21 protein-coding genes are annotated in these 24,219 nt (G+C 42.8%); 9 read left to right on the top strand and 12 right to left on the bottom strand.

The features are described from left to right. Positions 1–1,095: 1,095 nt before the first annotated feature. The gene (locus NSQ91_RS19075; RefSeq protein WP_036688363.1) at positions 1,096–1,809 is read left to right on the top strand and encodes an ABC transporter ATP-binding protein; all 714 of its coding nucleotides are present in this window, start codon (positions 1,096–1,098) and stop codon (positions 1,807–1,809) included. Next, positions 1,802–3,403: a hypothetical protein gene (locus NSQ91_RS19070; protein ID WP_076304462.1), complete on the top strand. Its 1,602-nt coding sequence runs from the start codon at positions 1,802–1,804 to the stop codon at positions 3,401–3,403. The genes NSQ91_RS19075 and NSQ91_RS19070 overlap by 8 nt, the downstream gene beginning before the upstream one ends. A gap of 87 nt (positions 3,404–3,490) precedes the next feature. Here the strand turns inward: NSQ91_RS19070 and NSQ91_RS19065 are convergent, their stop codons facing one another. Beyond that, positions 3,491–4,195, bottom strand: coding sequence for a TetR/AcrR family transcriptional regulator (locus tag NSQ91_RS19065; protein ID WP_076304461.1), 705 nt, complete (start codon positions 4,193–4,195; stop codon positions 3,491–3,493). 230 nt (positions 4,196–4,425) lie between these two features. Between NSQ91_RS19065 and NSQ91_RS19060 the strand changes: the two genes are divergently transcribed. Further along, a complete protein-coding gene (locus NSQ91_RS19060) occupies positions 4,426–5,859 on the top strand; it encodes an MDR family MFS transporter (RefSeq protein ID WP_076304460.1) in 1,434 nt (477 codons plus the stop codon). Between the two features lie 94 nt (positions 5,860–5,953). Next, complete coding sequence (locus NSQ91_RS19055) at positions 5,954–7,564, top strand: S-layer homology domain-containing protein (RefSeq protein WP_081391865.1); 1,611 nt, start codon at positions 5,954–5,956, stop codon at positions 7,562–7,564. 100 nt (positions 7,565–7,664) lie between these two features. Here NSQ91_RS19055 and NSQ91_RS19050 read toward each other — a convergent pair whose 3' ends face one another. From NSQ91_RS19050 to NSQ91_RS19030, 5 genes are all read right to left on the bottom strand, one after another. After that, on the bottom strand, positions 7,665–8,381 hold the full coding sequence (locus NSQ91_RS19050) for a glycosyltransferase family 2 protein (protein WP_076217837.1): 717 nt from the start codon (positions 8,379–8,381) through the stop codon (positions 7,665–7,667). Continuing rightward, a complete protein-coding gene (locus NSQ91_RS19045) occupies positions 8,378–9,115 on the bottom strand; it encodes a glycosyltransferase (protein WP_076280093.1) in 738 nt (245 codons plus the stop codon). Before NSQ91_RS19045 ends, NSQ91_RS19050 begins: the two co-directional genes overlap by 4 nt. 187 nt (positions 9,116–9,302) lie before the next feature. Next, complete coding sequence (locus NSQ91_RS19040; RefSeq protein ID WP_076304459.1) at positions 9,303–10,289, bottom strand: phosphotransferase enzyme family protein; 987 nt, start codon at positions 10,287–10,289, stop codon at positions 9,303–9,305. Positions 10,290–10,309: 20 nt separating this feature from the next. Then, positions 10,310–11,182, bottom strand: a complete 873-nt coding sequence (locus tag NSQ91_RS19035; RefSeq protein WP_076280095.1) for a glycoside hydrolase family 43 protein — start codon at positions 11,180–11,182, stop codon at positions 10,310–10,312. A 68-nt stretch (positions 11,183–11,250) separates the two neighbouring features. Further along, on the bottom strand, positions 11,251–12,156 hold the full coding sequence (locus NSQ91_RS19030; RefSeq protein WP_254847677.1) for a helix-turn-helix transcriptional regulator: 906 nt from the start codon (positions 12,154–12,156) through the stop codon (positions 11,251–11,253). Between the two features lie 155 nt (positions 12,157–12,311). Between NSQ91_RS19030 and NSQ91_RS19025 the strand changes: the two genes are divergently transcribed. After that, on the top strand, positions 12,312–14,387 hold the full coding sequence (locus NSQ91_RS19025; RefSeq protein ID WP_076277801.1) for a beta-galactosidase: 2,076 nt from the start codon (positions 12,312–12,314) through the stop codon (positions 14,385–14,387). A gap of 50 nt (positions 14,388–14,437) precedes the next feature. Here NSQ91_RS19025 and NSQ91_RS19020 read toward each other — a convergent pair whose 3' ends face one another. Then, a complete protein-coding gene (locus NSQ91_RS19020; RefSeq protein ID WP_076129818.1) occupies positions 14,438–14,983 on the bottom strand; it encodes a GNAT family N-acetyltransferase in 546 nt (181 codons plus the stop codon). Further along, the gene (locus NSQ91_RS19015; protein WP_076304458.1) at positions 14,980–15,630 is read right to left on the bottom strand and encodes an NUDIX hydrolase; all 651 of its coding nucleotides are present in this window, start codon (positions 15,628–15,630) and stop codon (positions 14,980–14,982) included. The genes NSQ91_RS19020 and NSQ91_RS19015 overlap by 4 nt, the downstream gene beginning before the upstream one ends. Before the next feature lie 142 nt (positions 15,631–15,772). Here NSQ91_RS19015 and NSQ91_RS19010 point away from each other — a divergent pair, with 142 nt between their 5' ends. Beyond that, positions 15,773–16,297: a hypothetical protein gene (locus NSQ91_RS19010; protein WP_076301599.1), complete on the top strand. Its 525-nt coding sequence runs from the start codon at positions 15,773–15,775 to the stop codon at positions 16,295–16,297. A gap of 2 nt (positions 16,298–16,299) precedes the next feature. Further along, a complete protein-coding gene (locus NSQ91_RS19005; RefSeq protein WP_036688330.1) occupies positions 16,300–16,740 on the top strand; it encodes a hypothetical protein in 441 nt (146 codons plus the stop codon). A 457-nt stretch (positions 16,741–17,197) separates the two neighbouring features. Here NSQ91_RS19005 and kduD read toward each other — a convergent pair whose 3' ends face one another. The 3 genes from kduD to kduI are packed head-to-tail and all read right to left on the bottom strand — an operon-like array spanning position 17,198 to position 19,620. Next, positions 17,198–17,953, bottom strand: a complete 756-nt coding sequence (kduD, locus tag NSQ91_RS19000; protein ID WP_036688326.1) for a 2-dehydro-3-deoxy-D-gluconate 5-dehydrogenase KduD — start codon at positions 17,951–17,953, stop codon at positions 17,198–17,200. Positions 17,954–17,996: 43 nt separating this feature from the next. After that, a complete protein-coding gene (locus tag NSQ91_RS18995; RefSeq protein WP_076129821.1) occupies positions 17,997–18,752 on the bottom strand; it encodes a DeoR/GlpR family DNA-binding transcription regulator in 756 nt (251 codons plus the stop codon). A 34-nt stretch (positions 18,753–18,786) separates the two neighbouring features. After that, positions 18,787–19,620, bottom strand: a complete 834-nt coding sequence (kduI, locus tag NSQ91_RS18990) for a 5-dehydro-4-deoxy-D-glucuronate isomerase (protein WP_036688322.1) — start codon at positions 19,618–19,620, stop codon at positions 18,787–18,789. 229 nt (positions 19,621–19,849) lie between these two features. On the opposite strand from kduI, the gene NSQ91_RS18985 reads away from it, so the two are divergent. Both NSQ91_RS18985 and aspA read left to right on the top strand, forming a co-directional pair. Further along, a complete protein-coding gene (locus NSQ91_RS18985; protein WP_076304457.1) occupies positions 19,850–21,526 on the top strand; it encodes a hypothetical protein in 1,677 nt (558 codons plus the stop codon). Between the two features lie 400 nt (positions 21,527–21,926). Then, on the top strand, positions 21,927–23,351 hold the full coding sequence (aspA, locus tag NSQ91_RS18980) for an aspartate ammonia-lyase (protein WP_036689072.1): 1,425 nt from the start codon (positions 21,927–21,929) through the stop codon (positions 23,349–23,351). Positions 23,352–23,499: 148 nt separating this feature from the next. On the opposite strand, the gene NSQ91_RS18975 is transcribed toward aspA, so the two are convergent. Continuing rightward, positions 23,500–24,042, bottom strand: coding sequence for a MerR family transcriptional regulator (locus NSQ91_RS18975; protein WP_076182537.1), 543 nt, complete (start codon positions 24,040–24,042; stop codon positions 23,500–23,502). Positions 24,043–24,219: the final 177 nt, after the last annotated feature.

Below are 24,219 nucleotides of genomic sequence, written 5' to 3'. Positions count from 1 at the left end.
TGCGAAAAAAGGCATGAATTTGCGAAATAAGGGCGCCTCGGTCCGATACGTAGCAATGGCTGCCACCACCAAAGGTAGATTGCTTCTGATTCGGAGTAGAACGCTTAGAAAGTAGTTTGCTCAGCGTTCCAATGTAGTTGGCTCATCGTCAGTTTGCTCAGCGTTCCAATGTAGCTGGCTCATCGTCAGTTTGTTTAGCGTTCCAAGTAGTTAAATCATCGTCCCTAAAGTAGTTTGTTTAGCGTTCCAAAGTTAGTTAGCTCATCGTCACCCAAGTAATTTGTTTACCGTTACGGACCGTATTGCAGCTAAATGGTGTTTTTGGCGCCTTTTCCCAAAGTAACGGACTGCATAGCACTTATTCGGCTGATTTTGCAGCAAAAAGGAGCGGATGTGGCACAATAGCTGCATATGAGTCCGAACGGAGTGGAAAAAGGCATGATTTTGCGAAATAAGGGCGCCTCGGTCCGTTACGTAGCAATGGCAGCCACGACCAAAGGTAGATTGCTACTGTTCTAGAGTAGAATGCTTAGAAAGTAGTTTGCTCAGTGTTCCAATGTAGTTTGCTCAGTGTTCCAATGTAGTTAGCTCATCGTCACCAAAGTAATTTGCTTACCGCTCCAAAATAGTTTGTTTCCCCTTACGGACCGTATTGCAGCTAAATGGTGTTTTTGACGCCTTTTTTCAAAGTAACGGACTGCATAGCACTTATTCGCCTGATTTTGCAGCAAAAAGGAGCGGATGTGGCACAATAGCTGCATCTGAGTCCGAACGGGGTGGAAAAGAGCGTGAATTTGCGAAATAAGGGCGCCTCGGTCCGATACGTAGGAATGGCTACCACTATCAATGGTAGATTGCTACTGTTCCGGAGTAGAATGCTTAGAAAGTAGTTTGTTTGCCCTTACGGACCGTGTTGCACTTAATCGTAATTTTATCCCACCCGTTAGAGGTGAAAATCTCAAAATAAAATATTTGCAAACGAATGAACTATCTGGACGGGCTAAACGTATTATAAGAAACGTATATTGGAGACGACGAAGCTACAGTAAATATGGCATATTGAGAGTGTTATGAGATTGGAAGGGGAGTGGCAAGATGTTGACAATCAAACATTTTACCAAAAGCTATAAGGGTGGCAAGAAGGCGGTAAATGATCTGAATTTGGTGGTCGAAAAAGGTGACATCTACGGTTTTATCGGTCATAACGGTGCAGGGAAAACAACGACTATCCGAGCAGTGGTCGGAGTATTAGATTTTGAGGAGGGGGATATCGAGATTGGTGGGTACTCCATTAAAAAAGATCCCTTAGCCTGCAAAGCGATTACTGCGTATATTCCAGATAATCCGGATTTATACGATCATCTGACGGGCATTCAGTACTTGAATTTTATTGGTGATCTTTTTAGCGTATCGAAAGCGGATCGGGAGTTACTGATAAAGAAATATAGCGATGAATTTGAGATTACCTCTAATCTGGGGGATTTGATCTCCGCGTATTCTCATGGTATGAAACAGAAACTCGCGATTATCTCTGCGCTTATTCATAAACCGAAGCTGCTGGTTCTGGATGAACCCTTTGTGGGACTTGATCCAAAAGCGGCACACACGCTCAAGAGAATTATGGCGGAGATTTGCAGCCAGGGCAGTGCGATCTTTTTTTCGACGCATGTACTGGACGTGGCCGAGAAGCTCTGCAATAAGATCGCCATTATCAAAGCGGGTGAATTGATCACTCATGGGAAAACAGAAGAGGTGAAGGGTGACAGCAGCCTCGAAGATGTGTTTTTGGAGTTGATAAAACATGATTAATATCTGGAGATTGACGAAAATCCAGCTAATCTCATCCTTTGGGTTAAATAAAGCTTTGCATACACGAGATATGAAAGAAAGACGAAAAATGCTTTTGCTGAGCATCGGTATCTTAATAGGGATTGTCATGATGGCAGTGGTTTCGTTTGGATATAGCTTCATGATAGCAGAGACCCTTGAACAGATAGGCCGGCCAGAGCTGCTGCTTGCGATTATGATGGCTGTTACTTGCTTGATTGGATTTTTTACAACGATCTATAAGGCGAGTGGGGTATTATTTGGCTCCAAAGATTACGATCTCGTAATGTCGCTGCCTATCAAAACGAGCCATATCGTAGCAAGCCGTGTAGTTCAGCTCTACGTGCTGAATATACTGTTCTCATTGATGGTGATGGTGCCAGCAGGTGTAGTTTATGCTATAAAGGTAAATCCGGCAGTAGTGTATTATTTATTTTTCATGATAACGCTGCTATTTATCCCATTAGTGCCGATCATTGCTGCAACGATTATTGGGGCATTGATTAGTTGGATTTCCTCACGGTTTAAAGGAAGTCGTTTAATAAGTCTCATTCTGACTTTTGCCGTAATCATTGTTATTATTTTGGGTTCAAGCCAAATGAATGGGAATGACCCGCAGTTAATTGCAGATATGAGCACACAAATTGCCGATCAAATCTTTAACTTATATCCTTTGACGGTCATGTATGTAGATGCTGTCTGCTCGTATCAGGTAGCTCCTTTACTATTATTTATAGGAATTTCATTACTTTCTTTTATGCTGTTTACCCTTATTCTTGGCAGCAAATATAAAGCAATACACACAGGCCTTACGACTTCTTACTCAAAGAATAAGTATCAAATGAGGTCACTTGCAGTCTCTTCACCGCTTTACACATTGTATAAAAAAGAGCTGCGCCGCTATTTCAGTTCTTCTATATATGTGCTAAATACAAGTATTGGTATGGTAATGCTACTTGTCATGGCGATCACCTTACTGTTTGTTAGCTCAGAGCAATTAGGAAAGATTATTGAGATACCAGAACTCTCTAATTATCTAAGCAGATTGGCGCCACTATTTGTTTCCTTCTTTGTAGCATTAAGCTGTACGACCTCGAGTTCGATTTCGCTTGAAGGTAACCATATTTGGATTTTAAAAAGCGCTCCCGTTCCGACAAAAACTATATTATTAAGTAAAATCGCAGTGAATCTCACCATTACTGTGCCGATTGTGATTGTTAGTAGTGTGCTTCTTATGATTTCTCTGGGCACTGGCTGGATGGAGAGCTTGTTATTGCTAATAATCCCCGTCCTATACGCTTGTCTTACCGCAATGGTAGGTGTGATCGTAAACTTGAAGCTTCCTAAACTGGAGTGGACCAATGAAGTCTCTGTAATTAAACAAAGTGCTTCAGTCCTTGTAGCGATGATTATAGGATTTATCAGCTTGCTGATTCCATTTGGTTTGAGTTTTCTTTTATCTGATCTAAATGGTAATCTCGTTATGTTAGGGATTGGTGTGGTGATATTAGTAGCGTGTGGAGTGATGTATAGATACATCCAGTCCACAGGAGAATTTTTATTTCGGGCTCTTTAAAAAAATAGGGCATTCCAAAAGCCGAAATTGGCTGCTGGGATGCCCTTTTTATGTGCAAGATTTATTTTCGTGAAAAATCCCTAAGTTCTACCGTCGCACTTGTTGTTCTTGTTGTTCTTGTCGCTCATTAGCTAACTGTTCAATTCCGCCCACCATTATTTTTAGACCTGTATAGAACATCTTATCGGAGCCAATTTCATTAAAAATATTGTTTTCGTACATTCGTTTTATAACATTAGGTCCATCCCCGGATAAGTGCTCAAGCGATTGTTTAAAAACCACTCTAGCATCTCCATTAGGTTCATTTTTCATGGCTAAGTCTATTCGATCCTGCTCATATTTGTCCAATTCGAATGAGATTACATAGTTTAACACGCATGCAATCAAGGAGAATTTATCACTATCGCTTAAAGGAAGATGATCCACGATCTGAAGCAAAGTATTCAGCAAAGATAGATAATTAGGTTCAGAAGGCAAGGTTCTCATCATCAGCTGAGCCGAGCAAGGATACTTATGTAAAACCCCACGAATTCGGTCCACAAAATTAAATAACTGTTCTTGCCAAGTACCTTCGAGATTCGCAGTTTCGAGGGCTTCTTTGGCGACCTCATTAGCAAGCGTCTGGAAAATGCTCTGTTTACTCTTAAAATGCCAATACAGAGAGGCGGCTTGTATTTTTAGTAGTTCTGCTAATTTACGCATACTAAATGCCTCTATGCCGATATCATCCAACAGCACCCAAGAAGCTTTTATTATATCTTGTTCAGTGATTTGCAGATTTTTGATTCTCATCGAAACGACCTCCTGTTACTGTCTTTCTTTATCATAAGCGAAGATGAATGGCTGGTCTACCATCGTTAGATTACTGCTTTATCTTACACTGTTAGATATTTATATTTACAAGTGAATAAACGGGTGCTATATTAATCTTACACTGTTAGTTTAAAGGTGCGATTTTTAAAAAAAGGAGGCAGCAGTTAGCAATTTTATTAGTAATAATTAAAAAGGATGTGTATAGACCCATGAGTAATCTTCAAGTGGAACAATCCCAACCAGTCACCAAAGAATTTTCTATAAAAGCAATACTTCCCGTAATACTGGCACTTATAACAGGAATGCTGCTGGTTATGCTCGACAGTACAATTATGAATGTAGCGATCCCGCAGCTTGAAAAAACCTTTGATGCCAGCCTAAAAACAATACAGTGGGCCATTACGGGTTATACGCTGGCTTTATCCGTAATTATCCCATTGGCCGGTTGGTTCTCGGATAAGTTCACTGCCAAACGTGTTTTTTTAGCTTCGATCGTATTGTTTACCATAGGTTCTTTATTATGCTCTATGGCACAATCCACAACAGAGCTGATAATCTTTCGTATTTTGCAGGGATTAGGCGGAGGGATGATTGCTCCAATTGGTATGGCTATGTCATTCAAAATCGCACCTCCCGATAAAAGAGGTTCAATCATGGGATTGCTTGGACTACCGATGTTAATTGCGCCTGTTCTTGGTCCTGTACTGTCAGGATGGCTGTTGGAATATGCCAGCTGGCATTGGATTTTTCTGATTAATGTTCCCATTGGCATTATTGCAATGATTGTTGGAGTGAAATTTCTTCCGGTAATAGAGAAGGGGAATAAAGCTGAATTGGATATTTGGGGTGTGATTTTATCACCGCTCGCCTTCTCCAGCTTGGTATTTGGGGTGCATAGAGGGGGAGTAGATGGCTGGGGGGATCGTATAACGATTATATCTCTTGCGTTCAGCTTCATTGCTTTAGCCTTGTTTATTTTCGTGGAATTGCGCCAAAAAGAACCGTTATTGGAACTTCGCTCTTTTCGATCTCTAGAATTTAGTAAAGGTATGATTTTGACCTGGATTAATCAGTTCGCCTTATTTGGTTCGATTCTGTTAATTCCAATTTTTTTGCAGCAGGTCAGAGGTTTTTCTTCCTTTGAATCGGGGCTTTTAGTTATTCCCCAAGCATTAATATCCTTTGCTGGCATGATTATTGGAGGAAAGTTATTTGATAAGTATGGAGCTCGGCCCGTTGTGTTCTCTGGACTTGTGCTGCTGTCCACCGGACTCTTTCTCTTGTCACGTTTACAAAATGATACAAGTGTATACGTTATGATCAGTTATTTTGCCATTATGGGACTTGGCCAAGGATTAACTACTATGCAGCTCGGTACACATGTGCTTAAGGCCGCTCCGAAGGATCTGATCAGCCGTGTTACCCCACTTACTGCCTCTGCGCAACAAATTGTGGGTTCCTTTGCTGTCGCTATAATGTCGGGCTTATTGACTTCCAATATAGCTACACATATGAGTCAAGGGAATCAGAAACTACCCTCAGCGGCTATGGTTGCAGGATTCCACGACACGTTCCTAGTTTCATTGGGCTTGGCGCTGTGTGGTGTGGTTCTTAGTCTCTTTTTGCGTAATCCGAAGAGCTGATCCTATCGTACTCTACCAATATTTTAGCGATGTTTATTGATTGTATCCTTGGTATAATTCAAAGATTGATAACCAAGGGGGAATCTCTTAACCCGTGAAAAATATATTTGCTAGATTTACTATAATAACCCTCGCTGTCGTGCTAGCCGCCGGAGTATTTATTCAGCATATATCGGCCGATAACGGGGTTCCTTTTGAGGATATAAACACTAGTTATGCAAAAAAAGAAATCTTAGATTTATATAACCGGAATATATTAACTGGCACCTCGAATACTAAATTTTCACCTACTCAATCGATTACTAGAGCTGAATTTATAACAGTTCTTGATCGACTGTTGAAGCTTGATCCAGCGTTGAGTCCGGTATCTCCTTATACCGACGTAGCCAAAAGCGCTTGGTATTACGGCTGGATCCAGGCTGCGGTTCAGCTTGAACTGGCGAACGGCACTTCGGCAACTACTTTTGCACCCGCAAAAGCAGTCACTCGGCAGGAAGCGGCTGTGTGGATAGCCAAAGCTCTAAAGCAAACAAACACTGCAACTGCCGCACAAACTAATTTTAAGGATCGGCAACAAATTGCTAGCTGGGCAAGTGCTGCTGTTGCTAAGGTTAATGATCGCGGATTAATGAAGGGCGATAATAGCGGAAATTTTCGGCCCACGGACCCGATAACCAGGCAAGAGACGGCAGTGCTGATGGATCGGGTGCTGCAACATACAAGCTGGGCGGCAGAGCTGGAAAGTAGTCTGGACAAACGTATTGTTATAGGCTGGCAGTATGGTCTCACGACGGCACAATTTGAGAATCATGTTCTGCAATCGAACGTCAATACATTATCACCACGTTGGTATTATGTTGGAAAAACAGGGGCAGTAACGGATTCGACAGATGCCTCGCTGGTAACTTGGGCAAAAAAGAATAAAAAGCAAGTCTGGGCGATGGTTGGCAATCGATCGGATCAAGAAGCGACGCATCAGATGCTGTTGAGTACAACCGCAAGGAATACGGCAGTCAATCAGTTAGCTGCTTTAGTGAGTAAATATGGATTAGATGGACTAAATATAGATTTTGAAAATGTAGCGGCCGAAGATCGTGTGTATTTGACTTCGTTTATTACTTTATTAGTCGAGAAAATGCGTTCGCTCGATGTTATCCTGTCGATGGATGTATCCCCTGATCTTGGAACGGATTGGACAGAAGCTTTTGACTATGCTGCCCTAGGCAAGCAAGTGAATTATATGGTGATGATGGGTTATGATGAGCATTATGACGGGAGTCAAGTTCCGGGGTCCAATGCCTCGCTTTCTTATGATCAAAAGGCTGTGAATACAATCCTAAAAGTTGTACCTAGTCAAAAAGTTATATTGGCATTGCCCTTATATAATCGGGATTGGACATTGAACCAGAAGGGGACGGTTTTATCCTCTCAATATATTACGCTTCCGGAGCAAAATCAGATTATCAGCAGCTATGCATCGAGACCCGTGTGGAATCCTTCGCTGGGACAATATGTCGCGGGCTACTCGAAACAAGCTATAAAACATACGATCTGGATTGAGGATGGGCGTTCATTAATAACAAAATACAACTTAGCGGTTACTAAAAAACTAGCTGGAGTAGCTTATTGGTATATAGGCGGAGAAAGTTCTGATGTATGGTCCAGCTTAAGGAATGCAGAGAAATTTTACGATTATACTTTTTAAAAATATGAAAGACTGGATGCGAATAGCCGCTTAGCTATATTGCTGTCCAGTCTTTTTATTGGGTTACTAAGGCATAGCTGGTAGGATTAGATTGATTAAATCAGCCTCGCGTTACGTATTTTTTGAAGTTTTTCACGTTTAGAACTTTAACATTTTGAGCTAGAAGTTTCTTGTCGCTAACGACCCAAGTGTGATCTTTGGAGTTTTTTCTACGAATCGCAGCGAAGTTATACTTATTTCCTGCATAGATCTTAAAGCCCTGTGCAGCACAATCCGCACAAAACTTAACGCATTCACCTTTATTCCAATCTGGAAAGGAAATCTGCTGGAAGACATTTCGTTTTACGAGTAGGGTCGCACCCTGAACATTGGTTACCTGTTTATTTTCCATATGAAGATAACGAAGCAAAAGTAGCTTCTTATCAGTTAAATACATATAGTGAGCTCGTTTTCCAACGATATCAGCTTTAGTTTTATGGAGGATGTTCATACTATCCGTTAAATAGTTGGCAGAGTAATAATCGTCGTCATCAAATTTAGCGATACAACTATAATTCGCTAAGTGCACACCAAAATTCAGACAAAACCCCAGTGAACGATATTCAGGTAGTTGATAGATCCGTACATTTTTATGTTTTTTGGCAGCATGTATATAGTCTTCTATTTTCAAGCTATCATTATTAATGATCACGATAAGCTCTTTAGATTTGAAATTCTGTCGTTGATAGTTATCAAATATTGTTTTAATACAATCCATTCGTTTTGTACAAGTTAGTATAGACACAGCAGATGAAGTAGATTCAGCAGTTAATTTCATAACGAAATCTTTGGACGGCGTCCAACAAAATTCCTGTAGTTTTTAATATTCCGGATGATCTTATGGTTAGCTATTAGTGTACTATCACTGATGATCCATGTATGTTTTGAAGAGTTTTTTCTACGTATGGCAACGAAGTTATTTTTACTTGCAGAATAAACCTTATAACCTTTCTTTTTGCTTCTGCTGCAAAAGAGATCATCCTCACCTACGTTTTTATTAGGAAATTTTACATGATCGAATACTTTTCGGTTGAAGACGAGCGTAGCGCCAGGGAGATGGGTAACCATTCGGTGTTCATCATTTGCGAAACGAAGAATCAAAGTCTTTGAACCTAGTAAATACATATAGTGAGCCCGTTTTCCAAGGATATCAGCTTTAGTTCTTTTTAAGGTCAGAATACTTTCCGTCAAATAATGAGGGGCATAGTAATCGTCGTCATCAAATTTGGCGATGGTATGATATTTGCATTTTGTTACGGCATAGTTTAAGCATGAACCGAGAGATTGCTGTTCAGGTTTACGATATATCTTAATATTTTTGTATTTTTTAGCTAAGGTTTGGTAGGGGGATAGTGGAATTTTATTATTATTGATAATAATGATAAGTTCTTTATTTGCATATCTTTGTCTGCTGAAATTTTGGAGTAGGTTGTTTAAATAATTATGGCGATTGGTACAGGTAATAATGGAAACACCTTGTTGCTTCGCTTTGTTGTGAGGTACAGCACTCATTTAACCAACCCCTCATATGCATTTTTGGGAAAAGTCTCATAATACGATATGTCCAAGTTAGGATAGAGTAACGGCATATCAACCTCTTAAAAGCAAAAATGGACTTGTTTAAAGAACACAAAACCCACAGTGATAGCTGTGGGTTTTGTAAGAGAGACAATTCATATGAAACGCTTTGGATGTTTGTTCAGAAATAAGATTCAATGATGGATACGCTATTCTCGATTCTCGCCTTACTCTGCGTTAAATAATCTTTGGTCCAATCATCTAGGTTAGACATATCAAAACTCCGGTACATCCCTGTATAAACAATAATCTCTCTTAATCGAAGAAAAAGAGGAATTAGCTTCAGCTCATTTTCTGAAATACTGTTCTCTTTAACGTAGCCTTTTAGAAAATGCTCCATAAAACGCTGACATTGAAGCTGCCTGTCCTCCATACTATCATCCCCGTAAACGTAGACTAGATAATACAGTTGAATGGCGATATCTTCTACAAACCAGCTGTACTGAGCTTCATCAAAATCAAACAAGGTCAGCTTGCCATTGTCGACCAAAAAGTTGCCTACATTGATATCCCCATGGATGAGACCATAGGTATTTATATTAGCGTCGAGATGCTTTAGTTGATCCATAAGCGCCTTACAGCTTTCCAAAACACCACTTTGGGATGGAGGAATAAACCTGGTTACATTCTGCAGGTAGTAGTTCTGATGCCACGCATGTCTTTTGGACTGTGGTTTATAAGATTTTGCTAATCTGTGCATTTGTCCAGTGATCATGCCACACTGCTCATAGAGGTCTAGATCCTTCAGGCAGTCTGGGTAACCTATTCGTTTCCCTTGTGCTTTTTCAAAGGAAGATACCATAAAGCATGAATCACCAATCTCTATTTGCTCAACTAGATTACCCAGAAGAGAACCTACGGGTCTTGATACGGAAACGCCATGATCTGCCAGGTATAGAATCCATTCAAGTTCAGCCGTTAACAATTCTATATTGCGCAGCGAGCTATGAGTAAATCTTAGAATATATTGATGATTGCTAAGTTGATATTCATAAACGAAATTTTGAAATCCGCCAATGAAGCTTAGCTCATCTATGGGGATACCGTATTTCGTGCAGGCAGCACTTACAATCTGGTCATTAAATAAGGACTTAATCTTTTGTTCCAAGGGTTCTACTCCGTTCTACATTACAATGATTTTATCGAAATCGTTCTGGAGCTTTCCTGGACCTCAATAAGCAGCGGTCGTTCTTGTGGGTTGAGATTTGGGGCATGAATGGCCAGCATAAGTCTGCCCGTCAAATCACGAAACAACATTCCATGTCCGCCATCTTTGGCATAAAGAGGCTCAGGATCATGTTGCCAAGGTCCGCTAATGTCACCGCTGACGGATCGGGCTAAACCCATGGCATAACCACTAGCTCCACTGCTAGACCACAACATAAGCAGCTCACCACTGCTAGTCTGATGCATAAAAGGACCGTCAGTTACGTATTGCCCTTCTTTGCCGCCTACCGTCCAAGGAGCTTGTGAAGCCTGGAAAAGCAGCATGGGTTCGCCAATAGTAGCACTTAAATCCTCCTTCAGCCGAACGGCATACATTTCTCCATCCGTCACTTCAATCCATTCACGGCAAAAGATCATCCAAGGTTTGTCTTCTTTATCTACATATAACGTTCCGTCAAGGCACTCCCAAGAAGCAGGGGTAATCGGATGATTACTGATAGGGAGATAAGGACCCTCAGGTGTTTCCGCGCTTAATATTTGTGTCCCCCGTGGAACGCTATGTCCTTTAAAAGAAGCGAACATATAATATTTTCCGTTGTAGCGGTGAACCTCTGGTGCCCAGAAATGATGATCAGCCCAAAAATCAGCATCTGGACGAAAAGCAGCAATGGGCCCGGACCATTCCTGAAGATCTGAGCTGATATATACATCGAAGCCGTGAGGTGCGCCACTCCAAGCTGTTAGGCCATCTGTGCCAAATAAATAGTATTGTTCAAGTTCAGGCACAGATAGGATATAGGGATCTCTAAAGTTAATATCAGATAATGTTTTCATTAAGGTGCCCCCAATTTACAAGCTATCATCTGCTTAATTTTACAATATCTTCTTTAGGCTTGGAAGCGTTACTTCATTTGCTCGTCTTGTAGCAAACGTATTTTCATTACTCCGGGTGTACAGCCGTAGTTTTTTCGGAAGACACGTATAAAATAATTAGTCTCCATGCCCAGCTGAAGCGCTATATCTTGAACGGGAATCTCCACATCCTCCGTCATTAATTGCAGCGCCCGCTCCAGCCGCAGATTCTGCAAATACTTATGCGGAGTGACCCCATATTCCTGCACGAATAAACGCTGGAAATGCTGCACGGAGTACCCGACTGCTGCTGCAAGATTGGAGATCAGAAGCGGTTCTGTGTAATGTTCGTTGATCAGCCCGACGGCTGTAGTTAGGGCTTCATTTCGGACCGACTCAAAGGCTAGACGATTACCGGAGACTTCTGAACTCTTGGCAGGGCGCAGCATCAAGAGCAGTCTATAGAGTGTGATAGACAACTCTTGCATCCACATCTCGTCCTGCCGATTGGGGGCAGGAGAATTCACCGTATGCCAGATTTGGCCGATTTCTTCCCAGCATTGTTCAAAACGATCCGTTCGATAAGGAACAGAAGGGAGCAGTTCAAGCGCTTCCAGCAATCCATGAGCTTGACTGCCTTGAAAGCCGATAAAGCCAACATGCCACGGTTCATGAGAGGTAGGATAATATTCATGACCACGATCGGGCGGGAAGGCAAAAGCCATCCCCGGTTCCAGTATGATTTCTGTGCCACTTTCCAGATCACGAAATAACCCGGTTCCGGTCCGGATTAAAAAGATTTGATACACAGGAAATCCTGCTGGGCGCACATGATGGAATTGGATATGGCGACCTACAGAGTAGGGGGATAGGGGCAACGTTCCAGAGTCGCGCGGTAATTCAATCAGAGAAAAAGGTAGCAGGTTTATCACCTCATCTTCATTTTGTGCTATCACTTCGAGACTATATTCCTACTGATTGAAATGAATTTTCTTATATTATAAATAGTATAAATGATGATTACTGAATAAGATAGCTTACGCTTCTAGCCTATCATCAGAGAATAGTCCCATTCTATAAATGGGCAGAATTGAGAGGATGATCGTACACAATGAATAAAAAACATTCCCCGATAAGCAGTAAAGCTGGTGTCATGCTGCACGGTGCTGATTATAATCCTGAACAATGGCTGAAATATCCGGAAGTATTGCGTGAGGATATCCGATTAATGAAGCTGGCGGGCTGCAATGTCATGTCCGTAGGCATTTTTTCGTGGGTATCTCTTGAACCTGAAGAGGGTGTGTTCACTTTCGAATGGTTGGATGGTGTACTTGATTCTTTTGCAGAGAATGGGATTTACGCTATCTTGGCAACACCAAGTGGTGCCCGCCCAGCATGGATGTCGCAAAAATATCCAGAAGTCTTAAGAGTGGAGCGTAACCGTGTTCACAATTTGCATGGCTTCCGTCACAACCATTGCTTTACCTCACCAGTGTACCGTGAGAAAACTGCAATTCTGAATGCAAAGTTAGCGGAACGGTACAGCCAGCATCCAGCCATTATCGGTTGGCATATTTCGAATGAGTTCGGTGGGGAGTGTCACTGCGAGCTCTGCCAGGATGCTTTTAGAGAATGGCTGAAAGTGAAATATAATAACAGTTTGGATGAGGTGAATCATGCTTGGTGGGCTACTTTTTGGAGCCATACCTACACTTCATGGTCACAGATTGAATCCCCAGCTCCACATGGTGAGACACAAGTACACGGCTTGAATCTTGACTGGCGGCGTTTTGTTAGTGAACGGACGATTGATTTCTGCCAGCACGAGATCAATACCGTTCGTCCTTATAATCCAGAGCTGCCAATCACGACGAATATGCATATGATCGATGGCATTGATTACCGCGAGCTGGCCAAAATCCTGGATGTGGTCTCATGGGACGCTTATCCAGACTGGCATTATACCGAAGACGGTGACGATACTAGATTGGCAGCATGGACGGCGATGCACTACGACTTAATGCGCTCTTTTAAAAAGAAACCGTTCCTGCTGATGGAAAGCACGCCATCCCTTACGAACTGGCAATCGGTCAGTAAGCTGAAACGTCCCGGAATGCACAAGCTGTCTTCCTTGCAAGCGGTAGCGCATGGTTCGGATTCTGTGCAGTATTTCCAATGGCGCAAAAGCCGCGGATCAAGTGAGAAGTTCCACGGCGCAGTTGTAGACCACAGTGGCCACTCCGAGACTCGAGTATTCCAAGATGTAGCGGAAGTAGGAAAGACGCTGGCGGGAATGACGGAAGTAGTGGGTACGTCCACTCCGGCGCAGACGGCGATTATTTTCGATTGGGACAACCGCTGGGCGATAAAGGATGCGCAAGGCATCCGTAATTCCGGATTACGTTATGAGGAGACGGTGCTACAGCATTATCGTGCACTTTGGGAGCTGGGCATTCCAGTTGATATTATAGGCTCTGGAGATGATCTGTCTGCCTACAAGCTGGTTGTTGCCCCTATGTTATATCTGATTAGTGAAGAGAATGGAAAGCGCATTGAGAAATATGTGGAGCAAGGCGGCACTTTCCTCGCAACCTATTGGTCAGGAGTAGTTAACGAAACGGATTTATGTCATCTGGGAGGATTCCCTGGTCCACTGCGCAGAACACTGGGGATTTGGGCAGAGGAGACAGAAGGGCTGCACAGCCGTGATCTGAACGGGTTAGTAATGGAGGTAGGTAATAAACTTAAGCTAAGCGGTGACTACGATGCGCATGAGATAGCCGAGCTGATTCATTTGGAAGGTGCAGAGGCTTTGGGGCATTATCGCAACGATTTCTATGCGGGCCGTCCAGCGCTTACAGTCAATCGTTTTGGTGAAGGAAATGCGTACCATCTTGCTACCCGTGTGAAAGACACTTCGTTCTATGTTGAGCTATACGCAGCGATCACATCTAAGGCAGGAATTACCCGTGCGATGGATAGTGAGCTTCCAGCAGGTGTGACTGCACAACTTCGCACAGATGGCGAAAGTGATTATGTTTTTGTGCAAAATTTCAGCGGCAGTCCGCAAACGGTAGAGCTGGATGGAGCGGAATACACAGACTTGGAAACAGGTCTTTCAGCTCCGGCCCTATTGAATCTAGCGGTGAATGGACTTGCGATGTTGAAGCGTAAAGCATTAGTATAATAAAAAGGCAGGACCTGAGTTTCAGGTTCTGCCTTTTTTTTTGAATAGAATCAGTTCTTAACTCTTCCCATCATAATGGTGTTATACAATTTGCCGTCCGATAGAAGTTTATCTTTCTTTAAAATCCCTTCAATTTCAAAGCCAAGCTTTTGATATAGCTTAATAGCGTTGGTGTTCGTTTCCAGCACATTTAGGGTGATCTTTTGAATACCATTAGTGTCAGCCCAGGCAATCGATTCGGCGAGAAGATTTTTTCCAATACCATATCCCCAATAATCCTGCAGCACACATACTCCAAATTCTACTTTATGAGCAAATCTTTTTAAGGGATAACCTTCGCATCTGGAGAACGCAACGATTTGATTATCAACTACTGCGACTAGAAAAAGGTTATTATTTTTCTCAGAATCGGCTTGAATAAGCTGTTCAAACCCTTTTTCGTCAATAAAGGCTTCGCCTGGTTCCCGATCTAAATTCTCGGTTTCTCCATCGATCCGCACCCTTAATTCAGATAACACTTTAGCATCATGAGAGGCCGCAGATCTAATGCTGTATTGGATTCCATTCACTGTAAATGTTTGAGGATTAATGATCATATGTCCTCCGTGACGATGGGTGATGTTAGAATTATTGCTTCGATGCCCTCAATGATCCGAGTGAAATAGGCTGCTTCATGAGGCACAAAATGAGTCCGATCCACACTTTGTTGAATGTTGATTTTTTGTCCGTTTGAATCCACTTTGAAACCATTGATTTGTAGACTATGTATTTCTCCCAGCCAAAAGCTTCGGAAGTCGGCAAACTTTGTGATAACTATTCCTGCGACCTCTTCTTTTTGCAGCTTAAAATCGTCCAGAGGATAAGGATTGTTATAAACAAAAACATGCGCTCGTTCTTTATCGATAAGATTTTCTTTGATCATACTGTAAGGAATCGTACCTAAGGGAATCAGTTCATCAAAAGCTAGCTCCAAACCGAGTTCTTCTTGAACCTCGCGAATCCCGTCCTCTACCGTTTCGTGTGTCAGCAAATGTCCAGCGGCCGTGATGTCCAGCAATCCTGCATAATCTTGTTTCTGCTCACTACGAAGCTGTAAATAAATATAGGGGATTTCTTGGGTTTTGCTTATAAACCAGCAGTGGAAGGTCTCGTGCCAATGTCCTAACCGATGTACTTCTGCCCGTGGAGCTGTACCGATTCGGTGACCCGCTTCATCAAATATAGTAAGTATCTCATTATGCATAGAAAAGCTCCTTTGTGAAAATATCTACTGCTTAAAGCCTATCATAAAAACGATCGAATTGCTTAATGTCCCCAAGTGATTTTTATTGACATCGTTAAGAAATATATGTATATTTTTGGATGTTAATCAAAGGAGGAGTTAAATGAATTTAGTAGCCATGAAGCAGGATGACTTGGACACTTTAAGTGATGAAAGGTTAGGATGGGCCTGTATGGAGCCTACCTTTCAGCTGATTCGCGGAAAATCTCCATCGACCAAATCAGAAGTGATCTCGAAGCTCACAGAGGGGCAACAAGCCTTATGTATGTTCAGAGTGCTATATGGTCACAGCTGTAATTCCGAAGGGGAATATTATGCTTGGATTTCCTACATGCAAGACCTGCCAGGGTATTGGACAGGGGTGATAGGAGGCATACGATTTTTTGACGATTCACCCATGATTCTTTTGCTTCAGGAAACAAAGACATTTCTCGAGGAAAGAAATCATCGACTGGGTAAAGAGTGGACGGATGCGGCCATCACGGATTTGGATCGAGACCCTCAGCTGTTAGAAGTAATTAGTGAGTTATTCGAACGATATAAGAACCTGACACCAAATACGCATAGAATTATCGGCAATTATATTCGCACTCATCCAGAGGAGTTTGTAGAAATAGGGTGTTCATAATTATGAATATGAAGAAACGTTATGTATTTCTCGTACTCATTTTTTTATTAATCGAAATCCCTGTAATCATTAATCTCTACCATAGTTATAATTCATTTGAGAATTTAGTGTTGGATCAAATCGATGAAACTGAAATCACCTCAATCGAGATTGAGAAATCTTTAGTGGATGAAAAGGTAGTGATTGAAGATCCGAAGGAAATTGAAAAGATCATTTATGCTTTTTCAGATGTAAAATTGAGAAGAAGTAGTGCTTTGGACAAATCTACGGAGACCTACTGGATAAGTATTATTGTAAATAACAGCTTGAGGTTTGGCATGAATCTTACGGATACTAACTTCCTGTATGTGACAGATCTTGATAAGAAGGACAAATACAGTTCGGGAAACTTTAGAATGACTAGTGATTTTGATGTGAATTCCATTGCAAGCTTATTTAAATGATGTAGAACGATCCACAACCACTGATACTGAGATTTTCGGACCCAGATGCCCCTATTTGCGAATTTATCGTCTTTTGAGCAGGTTTTCGGACTCCAGCGTCGCTATTGCTCATGAAAGAGCTTATAATTGGTGTTTTTTGCACCAATAGCGGCTATGAGGTCCGATAGCTATCCAAATAGCGGATAAAACGGTGCATAAGGTCAGCTGAGTCCTTTAGCTGCTGCGAGTGCAGATCGGTCAGCTGAGTCTGATAGCTGCTGCGTGTGCAGATCGGTCAGCTGAGTCCTTTAGCTACTGCGTGTGCAGATTGTTCAGTTGAGTCCTTTAGCTGCTGCGTGTGCAGATTGTTCAGCTGAGTCCTTTAGGTGCTGCATGTGCAGATTGTTCAGCTGAGTCCGATAGTGCTTCATATCCACACAAAAAATGGGTGCCCCTATGGGACACCCATTTTTTTGGATTATCTAGCCATCCATCCGCCATCCACATTAAGAACGTGACCGTTCAAGTAGTCAGATGCTGCGGAAGCCAAGAATACAGCAGGGCCTTTAACGTCATCAGGCGTTCCCCAACGTGCTGCAGGGATACGGTCTAAGATAGAGTCCGAACGACTTTGGTCGGCACGGATTGGAGCGGTATTTTCAGTAGCCATATAGCCTGGTGCAATTGCATTGATGTTCAGACCGGAGCCTGCCCATTCATTGGCAAAAGCTTTAGTAAGACCCGCAACCCCGTGTTTACTCGCAGTGTAACCAGGGACATTGATTCCGCCTTGATAGGAGAGCATGGAGGCGATGTTAATGATTTTGCCGGATCCTCTTTCCAGGAAGTGGCGGCCTGCGATTTGCGACAGAAGGAAAACTGTGTTCAGGTTCAAATTGATGACATCAAACCAGTCTTTTTCACTATGATCTTTTGCCGGTGCACGGCGGATCATTCCTGCGCAGTTTACGAGAATGTCAACATGTCCGGTCAGCTCTAGCGCTTGGTCAAAAGTGCTTTGCAGCTTGCTGTGATCACTTAAGTCAGATTCGATACTAACTGCTTTTACTCCAAAAGCTTTTGCTGCATTTACAGTTTCTTCACTCGAATTAAGGGAGACAGATGCAACGTCTGCACCGGCTTCTGCAAATGCAAGCGCGATTCCTTGTCCAAGACCTTGAGCTGCGCCTGTTACAATAGCTGTTTTACCTGCCAAGCTAAATAATGATGACATATAAATTACGCCCCTTTATTGTAAATGGATTGTTATTCCGGGTTTACCCGCATTCAATGGTAACGCCTGCACTGCGGAACTGATCTGCCGTTTCGGGGGAGAGCCCTTTGTCCGTCAGAATCACGTCAACTTCTTGTAGGGAAGCAAAGGTACGCAGTGCAGTATGGCCGAATTTATGATGATCTACAACCGCGAATACCTTACGGGCTGTAGATACAAGGGCTTGCTTGAACTCAATTAAATCTCCGGTATAAATGGAGAGCCCATGCTCTATATGAATAGCAGTCGATGAAAGGAATGCTTTTTGAATATTAAGCTTTTGTACATAGGAGACGGCTTCAGGACCAGCCAACATATTACGGACACGATAACCACCGGGAACGACCAGACGGATGTTATCTTTGGGAACCAGTTCGCTGATGATGTATACATCATTGGTGACTACCGTTAGTGGCATATTGTCCAGACGCCGAGCAATTTCAAGCGTAGTGCTACCGCCATCAAGAGCGATAATATCGTCCGGTTCAATATGAGCAAGCGCACGCAAGGCAATCTCCGTCTTCTCGTCAGAGTATTTATCCAGCGGATCCTTGGAGGGCAAAATACCAAACTGGTCGCTTTGTGCCAGCACAGCTCCGCCATGTACACGTACGATCAGCCCTTGTTCCTCCAGCCTGCTTAAATCCTCGCGTATTGTTTTTCCAGTAACCTGAAGCTTATCGCTCAGTTCATTCACCGTTACATCTTTTTGGTTCAGCATAACTTCCATAATCATCTCGTGTCGTCGTATCGGGTTCATCCGCCTGCCTCATCTTTCCGTAGTTGATTTATCTCTATTGTAATTCTTTCATGGATACGGGGTCCATATCATCATATCTTTTATTATCGCCAGCCATACTCCAGATAAAAGTATAGTTATGAGTGCCGACACCACTGTGGATGGACCAGCTTGGAGAAATAACAGCTTGTTCGTTATGCATTACGATATGGCGGGTTTCGTCAGGTTCTCCCATTAGGTGGAACACAACGGAATCGTCCGGAAGATCAAAATAGAAATAGGCTTCCATCCGGCGTGGATGGGTATGTGCTGGCATGGTGTTCCACATGCTGCCTGGTTTCAGTTGGGTCATACCCATAACCAGTTGGGCACTTTGCACACCATTTGTGTGAATGAAGCGGTGGATTGTCCGCTCGTTAGAGTTCTCCAGACCACCCATCGCACCGGATTCAGAATCGGCCAGTGTGGTTTTGGTAGTAGGGTAGGACTGATGGGCAGGAGCAGAATTCAAATAGAATTTAGCAGGCTTGGAAGCGTCTGCACTTTTGAAGACTACATCTTTAGAGCCTTGACCTACATAAAGACATTCTTTGAAATCCACTTCATATTCTGTGCCATCTACAACCACGGAGCCTTTACCACCGACATTGATGATGCCCAGTTCACGGCGTTCCAAGAAATAAGTAACCCCAAGTTCTTTAAGGTCAGTAGTTAGCGCAACCTCTTCTTTTACAGGATTAGCTCCACCAACGATCATACGATCTTCATGGGTTAGGACAAGCTTTAGCTCATCAGGAGCAAAAATAACGGGAATGTGGAATTCCTTACGGAGGCGCTCAGTGTCAAATTGTTTTACTTCATTAGGATGGGATGCGAAACGTCTTTCCATTGAATGTTCAATCTCCTTTGTGTACATATTATCGTTCGTATAGGTACACTTTAGTCCGTTTATGTTCATTTTACAAGTACTAATCTTTTTTATTTCGTTTATTTATGTTTATTTATTGGTTTTTCCAATTGCAAAATGAACGGAAAGTGTGCACAATAGAGCTATTATGCTCGATTTTCATGAATGCCGGAAGATGATATAAAACTGAAATGATGGAGGTTGAAAAGTAATGCCGGGGTTGAAAAATATCCAGAGTACTTATAAGGAACGTCAGCAAGAAATTATTTTTAATATAGCACTGGAAGCAGAGCAACGCCCTTTATTGGAAAGTGGACTCTGGTTCCATGATGATGTGCGAAATAACTTTTATTATGCTTCGTATCTTTTTGCAGCGGCTGTTGATGATTCTTTTGAGCTGCCTTTTGATCGTGAGCAAGCGAAACAGAAAGCACAGGATGTGCTGCTGGAGATCTTAATGCTTCAGAACCGGCAGCCCGGCACGGAGTTATATGGTCATTGGCCGCTCGGTTTGAATCCGGTTCCGCGAGATGCGTCACCGCATGAGTTACCAGTGGAGCTTATGGGCAACCTGCTGGCGTATTTTTGCAAAAGATACGGAGGAGCATTAAATGCTCAACTTCGCATAGTTCTGAATACAGCGTTTGGACATATTTATCGCAGTGATTTCTACCGTAAGCCGGTGGTTACTTTTGGGCATCATGAAGCTAAATATACAGCTGCTAAGCTGATTTTTGGCACCCTGTTTGCGGATGAAATATTGCTTGAGGATGGCCGGCAGAGTCTGAAGGATACGCTGGCTTATATTCGTACTAAAGGGATGCCGGAATACGGCAGTCTACCGTGGTTTTGGCATTGGGTGCAGGCATTCACCTGCGCGTTGGAACTTGTCCCGCCTGAGGATACGGAGCTTACTACGAGCCTTAAAGAAATGCTTGACCATTTATGGAATGTACGAGCTGAATTCTATCTGCGTGGCGCTTGGGTTGGTGCGCATTCTAGAGGCTGGCCGCATGATGTTCCCGGCGATGCTAATGTACTTCATGATTATGTTCAGTTTGGAGATTTCCAGCTGCCTGAGAGGATGCCGCGCACTGAGTATGCCGGTTTATTATTCTATCAAGCATCCGATGAAATATTAGCCGCAGCTATGAATCGCCAGATACCAATGGAAGTAGGGAAGATTACTCAGAAGGTTGTCCCAACGGATCCACAGCCGCAGCCTTTGCTTCATTCCTATGCTTATATTACAGAGGAGTTTGCAGCAGGCGGGATGTGGGAGCGGGTTGAGGAATTCGATAATGAGCAGCTTCGCTGGGCTTTTTCGTTACCTGTGAGTGGAGAGGGAAGCGCAAATCAGCTGTATTTCTTCCATCCGGGACAAGGCTACAATGAGGGAGATCCCCGTCATCAAAGCCGTTATATGGAGGTTCTCTATCACAAGAATGTCATCATTTCTTTATTCCCAATCCCTCAGGGTGAGAAGAATACGATCATCGGTGTACTTCCCCAAGGGGAATGGAAACAAGAGCCTAATACATTGTACGGGCAGGTTGGTGAGACGTATTTTATTATTTATTTATCTCACCCTTATCAGCTGCAGGAACGGTCCAGATTCATAGAGGTATCCGTCGCAGGGATGCCGGGCGGTGTAATCGTTGAAGCATTGGGCATTAAGAAAGCTGCCGAATGTGGTATTATTGGTTTAGAGGCTTTTGCCGCAGCTATGGCTCATAAAGAAAGGAATTTCGAAGTGGGAGAGGTATTAGCAGCGAATTATACCAACATAGATGGTGAAAGCTTAGTTCTGAGTATTAGTAGGGAGTCAGAATTACCGCAAGCTCAGCTTAATGGAATCCAGATCTCATTAGATCATTATTCAGTATAAAAAAACACAATTGCTGTGATAAATAGTAATCCGAGTCGGCCTTTTTTGGCCGGCTTCTTTAATAAGGAGGTACATGAAAGGATGTGATGCCCCATTGCACAGCCCGCAATAGATACCTAAGTATCCGTAAACGTGATTTTGTCCAAAATACTTATAATTGGGGTGAACGACGATTTATCTGGATAAACTAGACCTAACGATTTGGTAATTCAATCCTCCCTAAGCACATTTCCCTTTAGAATAGCGGTGTTAGGTTACTAAATAGTAATTAATTACATTAAACCCTATTTTTCTGAGAGACATTTGTCACAATAAAGGTTAATATCTAAGTGAGATAGAAATGATTGCGCTTACTTATTTTCTAATAAACCTAATCATAATGAATGCGAGGGATATAACAGTGATTGAAACTGAATTTCGTGTAGAAAATGACTTTCTAGGCAGTAAACAGGTAGATAAGAACGCTTATTATGGGATTCAGACACTACGCGCAGTCGAGAACTTTCCTATTACGGGCTATCGGGTTCACAAAGAGTTAATCAAAGCGATGGGAATTGTAAAAAAAGCCGCTGCGCTTGCAAATATGGAAGTTGGCCGTCTCTATCGAGGGCTTGGAGAAGTTGTAGTGAAAGCAGCAGAAGAAATCATCGAGGGTCAGTGGCATGAGCAATTTATTGTAGATCCTATTCAGGGTGGTGCGGGTACCTCGTTAAATATGAATGCGAATGAGGTTATTGCTAACCGTGCCTTAGAACTGCTTGGCCATGAAAAGGGAGACTATCGTCACTTAAGTCCCAATTCACATGTAAATATGGCGCAGTCTACAAATGATGCGTTTCCGACGGCAATTCATATTGCCACACTTTCACTGCTGGAGCAGCTACTTGTAACGATGCACAGAATGCATGATGTGTTTGCGGTAAAAGCGGATGAATTCGATCCTGTGATAAAAATGGGGCGGACACATCTTCAAGATGCAGTGCCGATTCGTCTGGGTCAAGAATTCGAGGCTTATCGCAGAGTGCTTGAAAGAGATATCAAACGTATTGAGCATACACGCCATCATTTGTATGAAGTCAATATGGGAGCAACAGCAGTGGGTACAGGATTAAATGCTGATCCTCGTTATATTGAATTGGTGGTAGAGCACTTAGCTGAGATCAGTGAATTGCCGCTCGTAACGGCAGATCATCTCGTCGATGCCACCCAAAATACGGATGCCTATACAGAAGTGTCTGCTGCTCTAAAAGTGTGCATGATGAACATGTCCAAGATCGCTAATGATCTGCGGTTGATGGCCTCCGGTCCGCGGACTGGGTTTAATGAGATTTCATTGCCTGCACGCCAGCCTGGATCTTCAATTATGCCGGGCAAAGTTAATCCGGTTATGGCAGAGGTCATTAATCAGGTGGCTTTTCAAGTCATAGGGAACGATCATACGATCTGTCTGGCTTCCCAAGCGGGTCAACTGGAGCTGAATGTTATGGAGCCAGTGCTTGTGTTCAATCTCATTCAGTCCATCAGCATCATGAACAATTCCTTCCAAGTCTTCACAGACTTCTGTCTGGCTGGGATTGAAGCCAATAAGGAAAAGCTTGAGCGGGATGTGGAGCGGAGTGTCGGAATCATTACGGCTGTGAACCCGCATCTGGGGTATGAAGTGGTATCGCGGATCGCTAGAGAGGCGATTTTGACTGGGGAATCTGTACGGGAATTGTGCATTAAATATAATGTGCTGACCGAAGAAGAGCTTAATCTGATTCTGGACCCATACGAAATGACACACCCGGGAATTGCAGGAGCAGCTTTATTGCATAAAGAGTAGAATGTTCCGGAGGATCGAGCTTTTTGTTTGGAAAAAGCAAACCCCCGCCACCGTTTAGGGTGACAGGGGGAGAGCTTAAATATGTTTTTAATTTATATGAATCTACTTCGCGATTGTCTGAAGTAGGTTCTTTTTTTACATTTCAGGCTTAAAAGAAAAATAAAGAACGTAACAGGCCGCGTTTTCTTGGCGGAGCCGTTAGTCTGGTAGTGGCAGTGGACTGGGAATTTTCATAAGAGGTGAGCGGTTTGCCGTTAGACACTTGCAACGGTTCTATGGATGCCGCGATTTGCTTGATCATTATTCGTAGGTCCTCAAGCTCCTCACGCTGCTGGAGCAGTTGGATCAATACTACTTCATCGGCTTTTTGATCGAGTGCACGTTCAACATTGTTGATGCGAGACAAGATATCCTTCATAGGCTCAGCATCTGTGTGCTGTAGTGGATTTTCCTGTTGTGATGTGGAAATTTGCTGCTCATTCGTGAGTGTGAGTTGTATACATTCCAAGGCCTCTCCGTGATTAATACGGTCTTTAATATGATTGAGCAGGTCGATTTGCTGCTCCGAGAAAACATAATGGCCAAATCGGTCTTTTGGAAAAAAATCAGGGAACATGGCAGCCCAACGTTTAATTGTGGTTAGACTAACTGACAGCAGCTCTGCGGCATCTTTTGTTTTTAGAATATCCATTTCGATTCCTCCAGTTCACGTAGTCATGTTATGAGTAATATTCGTTGTCCAGCAGCGGCTCCCTGCACGGTTGACAAAGGTAGTGCGTATTCGCTAAACAAAGTGTAATTACGAGCAATCTCACCCTTTTGGATTTCACTATCTTGCTTTTCCATTCCAAATTGAGTACAGATGAGC

It is taken from the genome of Paenibacillus sp. FSL R7-0048 (assembly GCF_038004505.1).
GTDB lineage: Bacteria > Bacillota > Bacilli > Paenibacillales > Paenibacillaceae > Paenibacillus_AQ > Paenibacillus_AQ odorifer.
This window is presented reverse-complemented; position numbering and strand designations above follow the sequence as displayed.

Excerpts from the sequence above, each read along its gene's own strand:
- NSQ91_RS19025 (WP_076277801.1), top strand. The coding sequence starts at position 12,312 with ATGAATAAAAAACATTCCCCGATAAGCAGTAAAGCTGGTGTCATGCTG.
- NSQ91_RS19050 (WP_076217837.1), bottom strand. The coding sequence starts at position 8,381 with ATGAAATTAACTGCTGAATCTACTTCATCTGCTGTGTCTATACTAACT.
- NSQ91_RS19035 (WP_076280095.1), bottom strand. The coding sequence starts at position 11,182 with ATGAAAACATTATCTGATATTAACTTTAGAGATCCCTATATCCTATCT.
- NSQ91_RS19015 (WP_076304458.1), bottom strand. The coding sequence starts at position 15,630 with ATGCATAATGAGATACTTACTATATTTGATGAAGCGGGTCACCGAATC.
- NSQ91_RS18985 (WP_076304457.1), top strand. The coding sequence starts at position 19,850 with ATGCCGGGGTTGAAAAATATCCAGAGTACTTATAAGGAACGTCAGCAA.
- NSQ91_RS19070 (WP_076304462.1), top strand. The coding sequence starts at position 1,802 with ATGATTAATATCTGGAGATTGACGAAAATCCAGCTAATCTCATCCTTT.
- NSQ91_RS18975 (WP_076182537.1), bottom strand. The coding sequence starts at position 24,042 with ATGGATATTCTAAAAACAAAAGATGCCGCAGAGCTGCTGTCAGTTAGT.
- NSQ91_RS19010 (WP_076301599.1), top strand. The coding sequence starts at position 15,773 with ATGAATTTAGTAGCCATGAAGCAGGATGACTTGGACACTTTAAGTGAT.
- kduI (WP_036688322.1), bottom strand. The coding sequence starts at position 19,620 with ATGGAAAGACGTTTCGCATCCCATCCTAATGAAGTAAAACAATTTGAC.
- NSQ91_RS19020 (WP_076129818.1), bottom strand. The coding sequence starts at position 14,983 with ATGATCATTAATCCTCAAACATTTACAGTGAATGGAATCCAATACAGC.
- NSQ91_RS19075 (WP_036688363.1), top strand. The coding sequence starts at position 1,096 with ATGTTGACAATCAAACATTTTACCAAAAGCTATAAGGGTGGCAAGAAG.
- NSQ91_RS19045 (WP_076280093.1), bottom strand. The coding sequence starts at position 9,115 with ATGAGTGCTGTACCTCACAACAAAGCGAAGCAACAAGGTGTTTCCATT.
- NSQ91_RS18995 (WP_076129821.1), bottom strand. The coding sequence starts at position 18,752 with ATGAACCCGATACGACGACACGAGATGATTATGGAAGTTATGCTGAAC.
- kduD (WP_036688326.1), bottom strand. The coding sequence starts at position 17,953 with ATGTCATCATTATTTAGCTTGGCAGGTAAAACAGCTATTGTAACAGGC.
- NSQ91_RS19060 (WP_076304460.1), top strand. The coding sequence starts at position 4,426 with ATGAGTAATCTTCAAGTGGAACAATCCCAACCAGTCACCAAAGAATTT.
- NSQ91_RS19065 (WP_076304461.1), bottom strand. The coding sequence starts at position 4,195 with ATGAGAATCAAAAATCTGCAAATCACTGAACAAGATATAATAAAAGCT.
- NSQ91_RS19005 (WP_036688330.1), top strand. The coding sequence starts at position 16,300 with ATGAATATGAAGAAACGTTATGTATTTCTCGTACTCATTTTTTTATTA.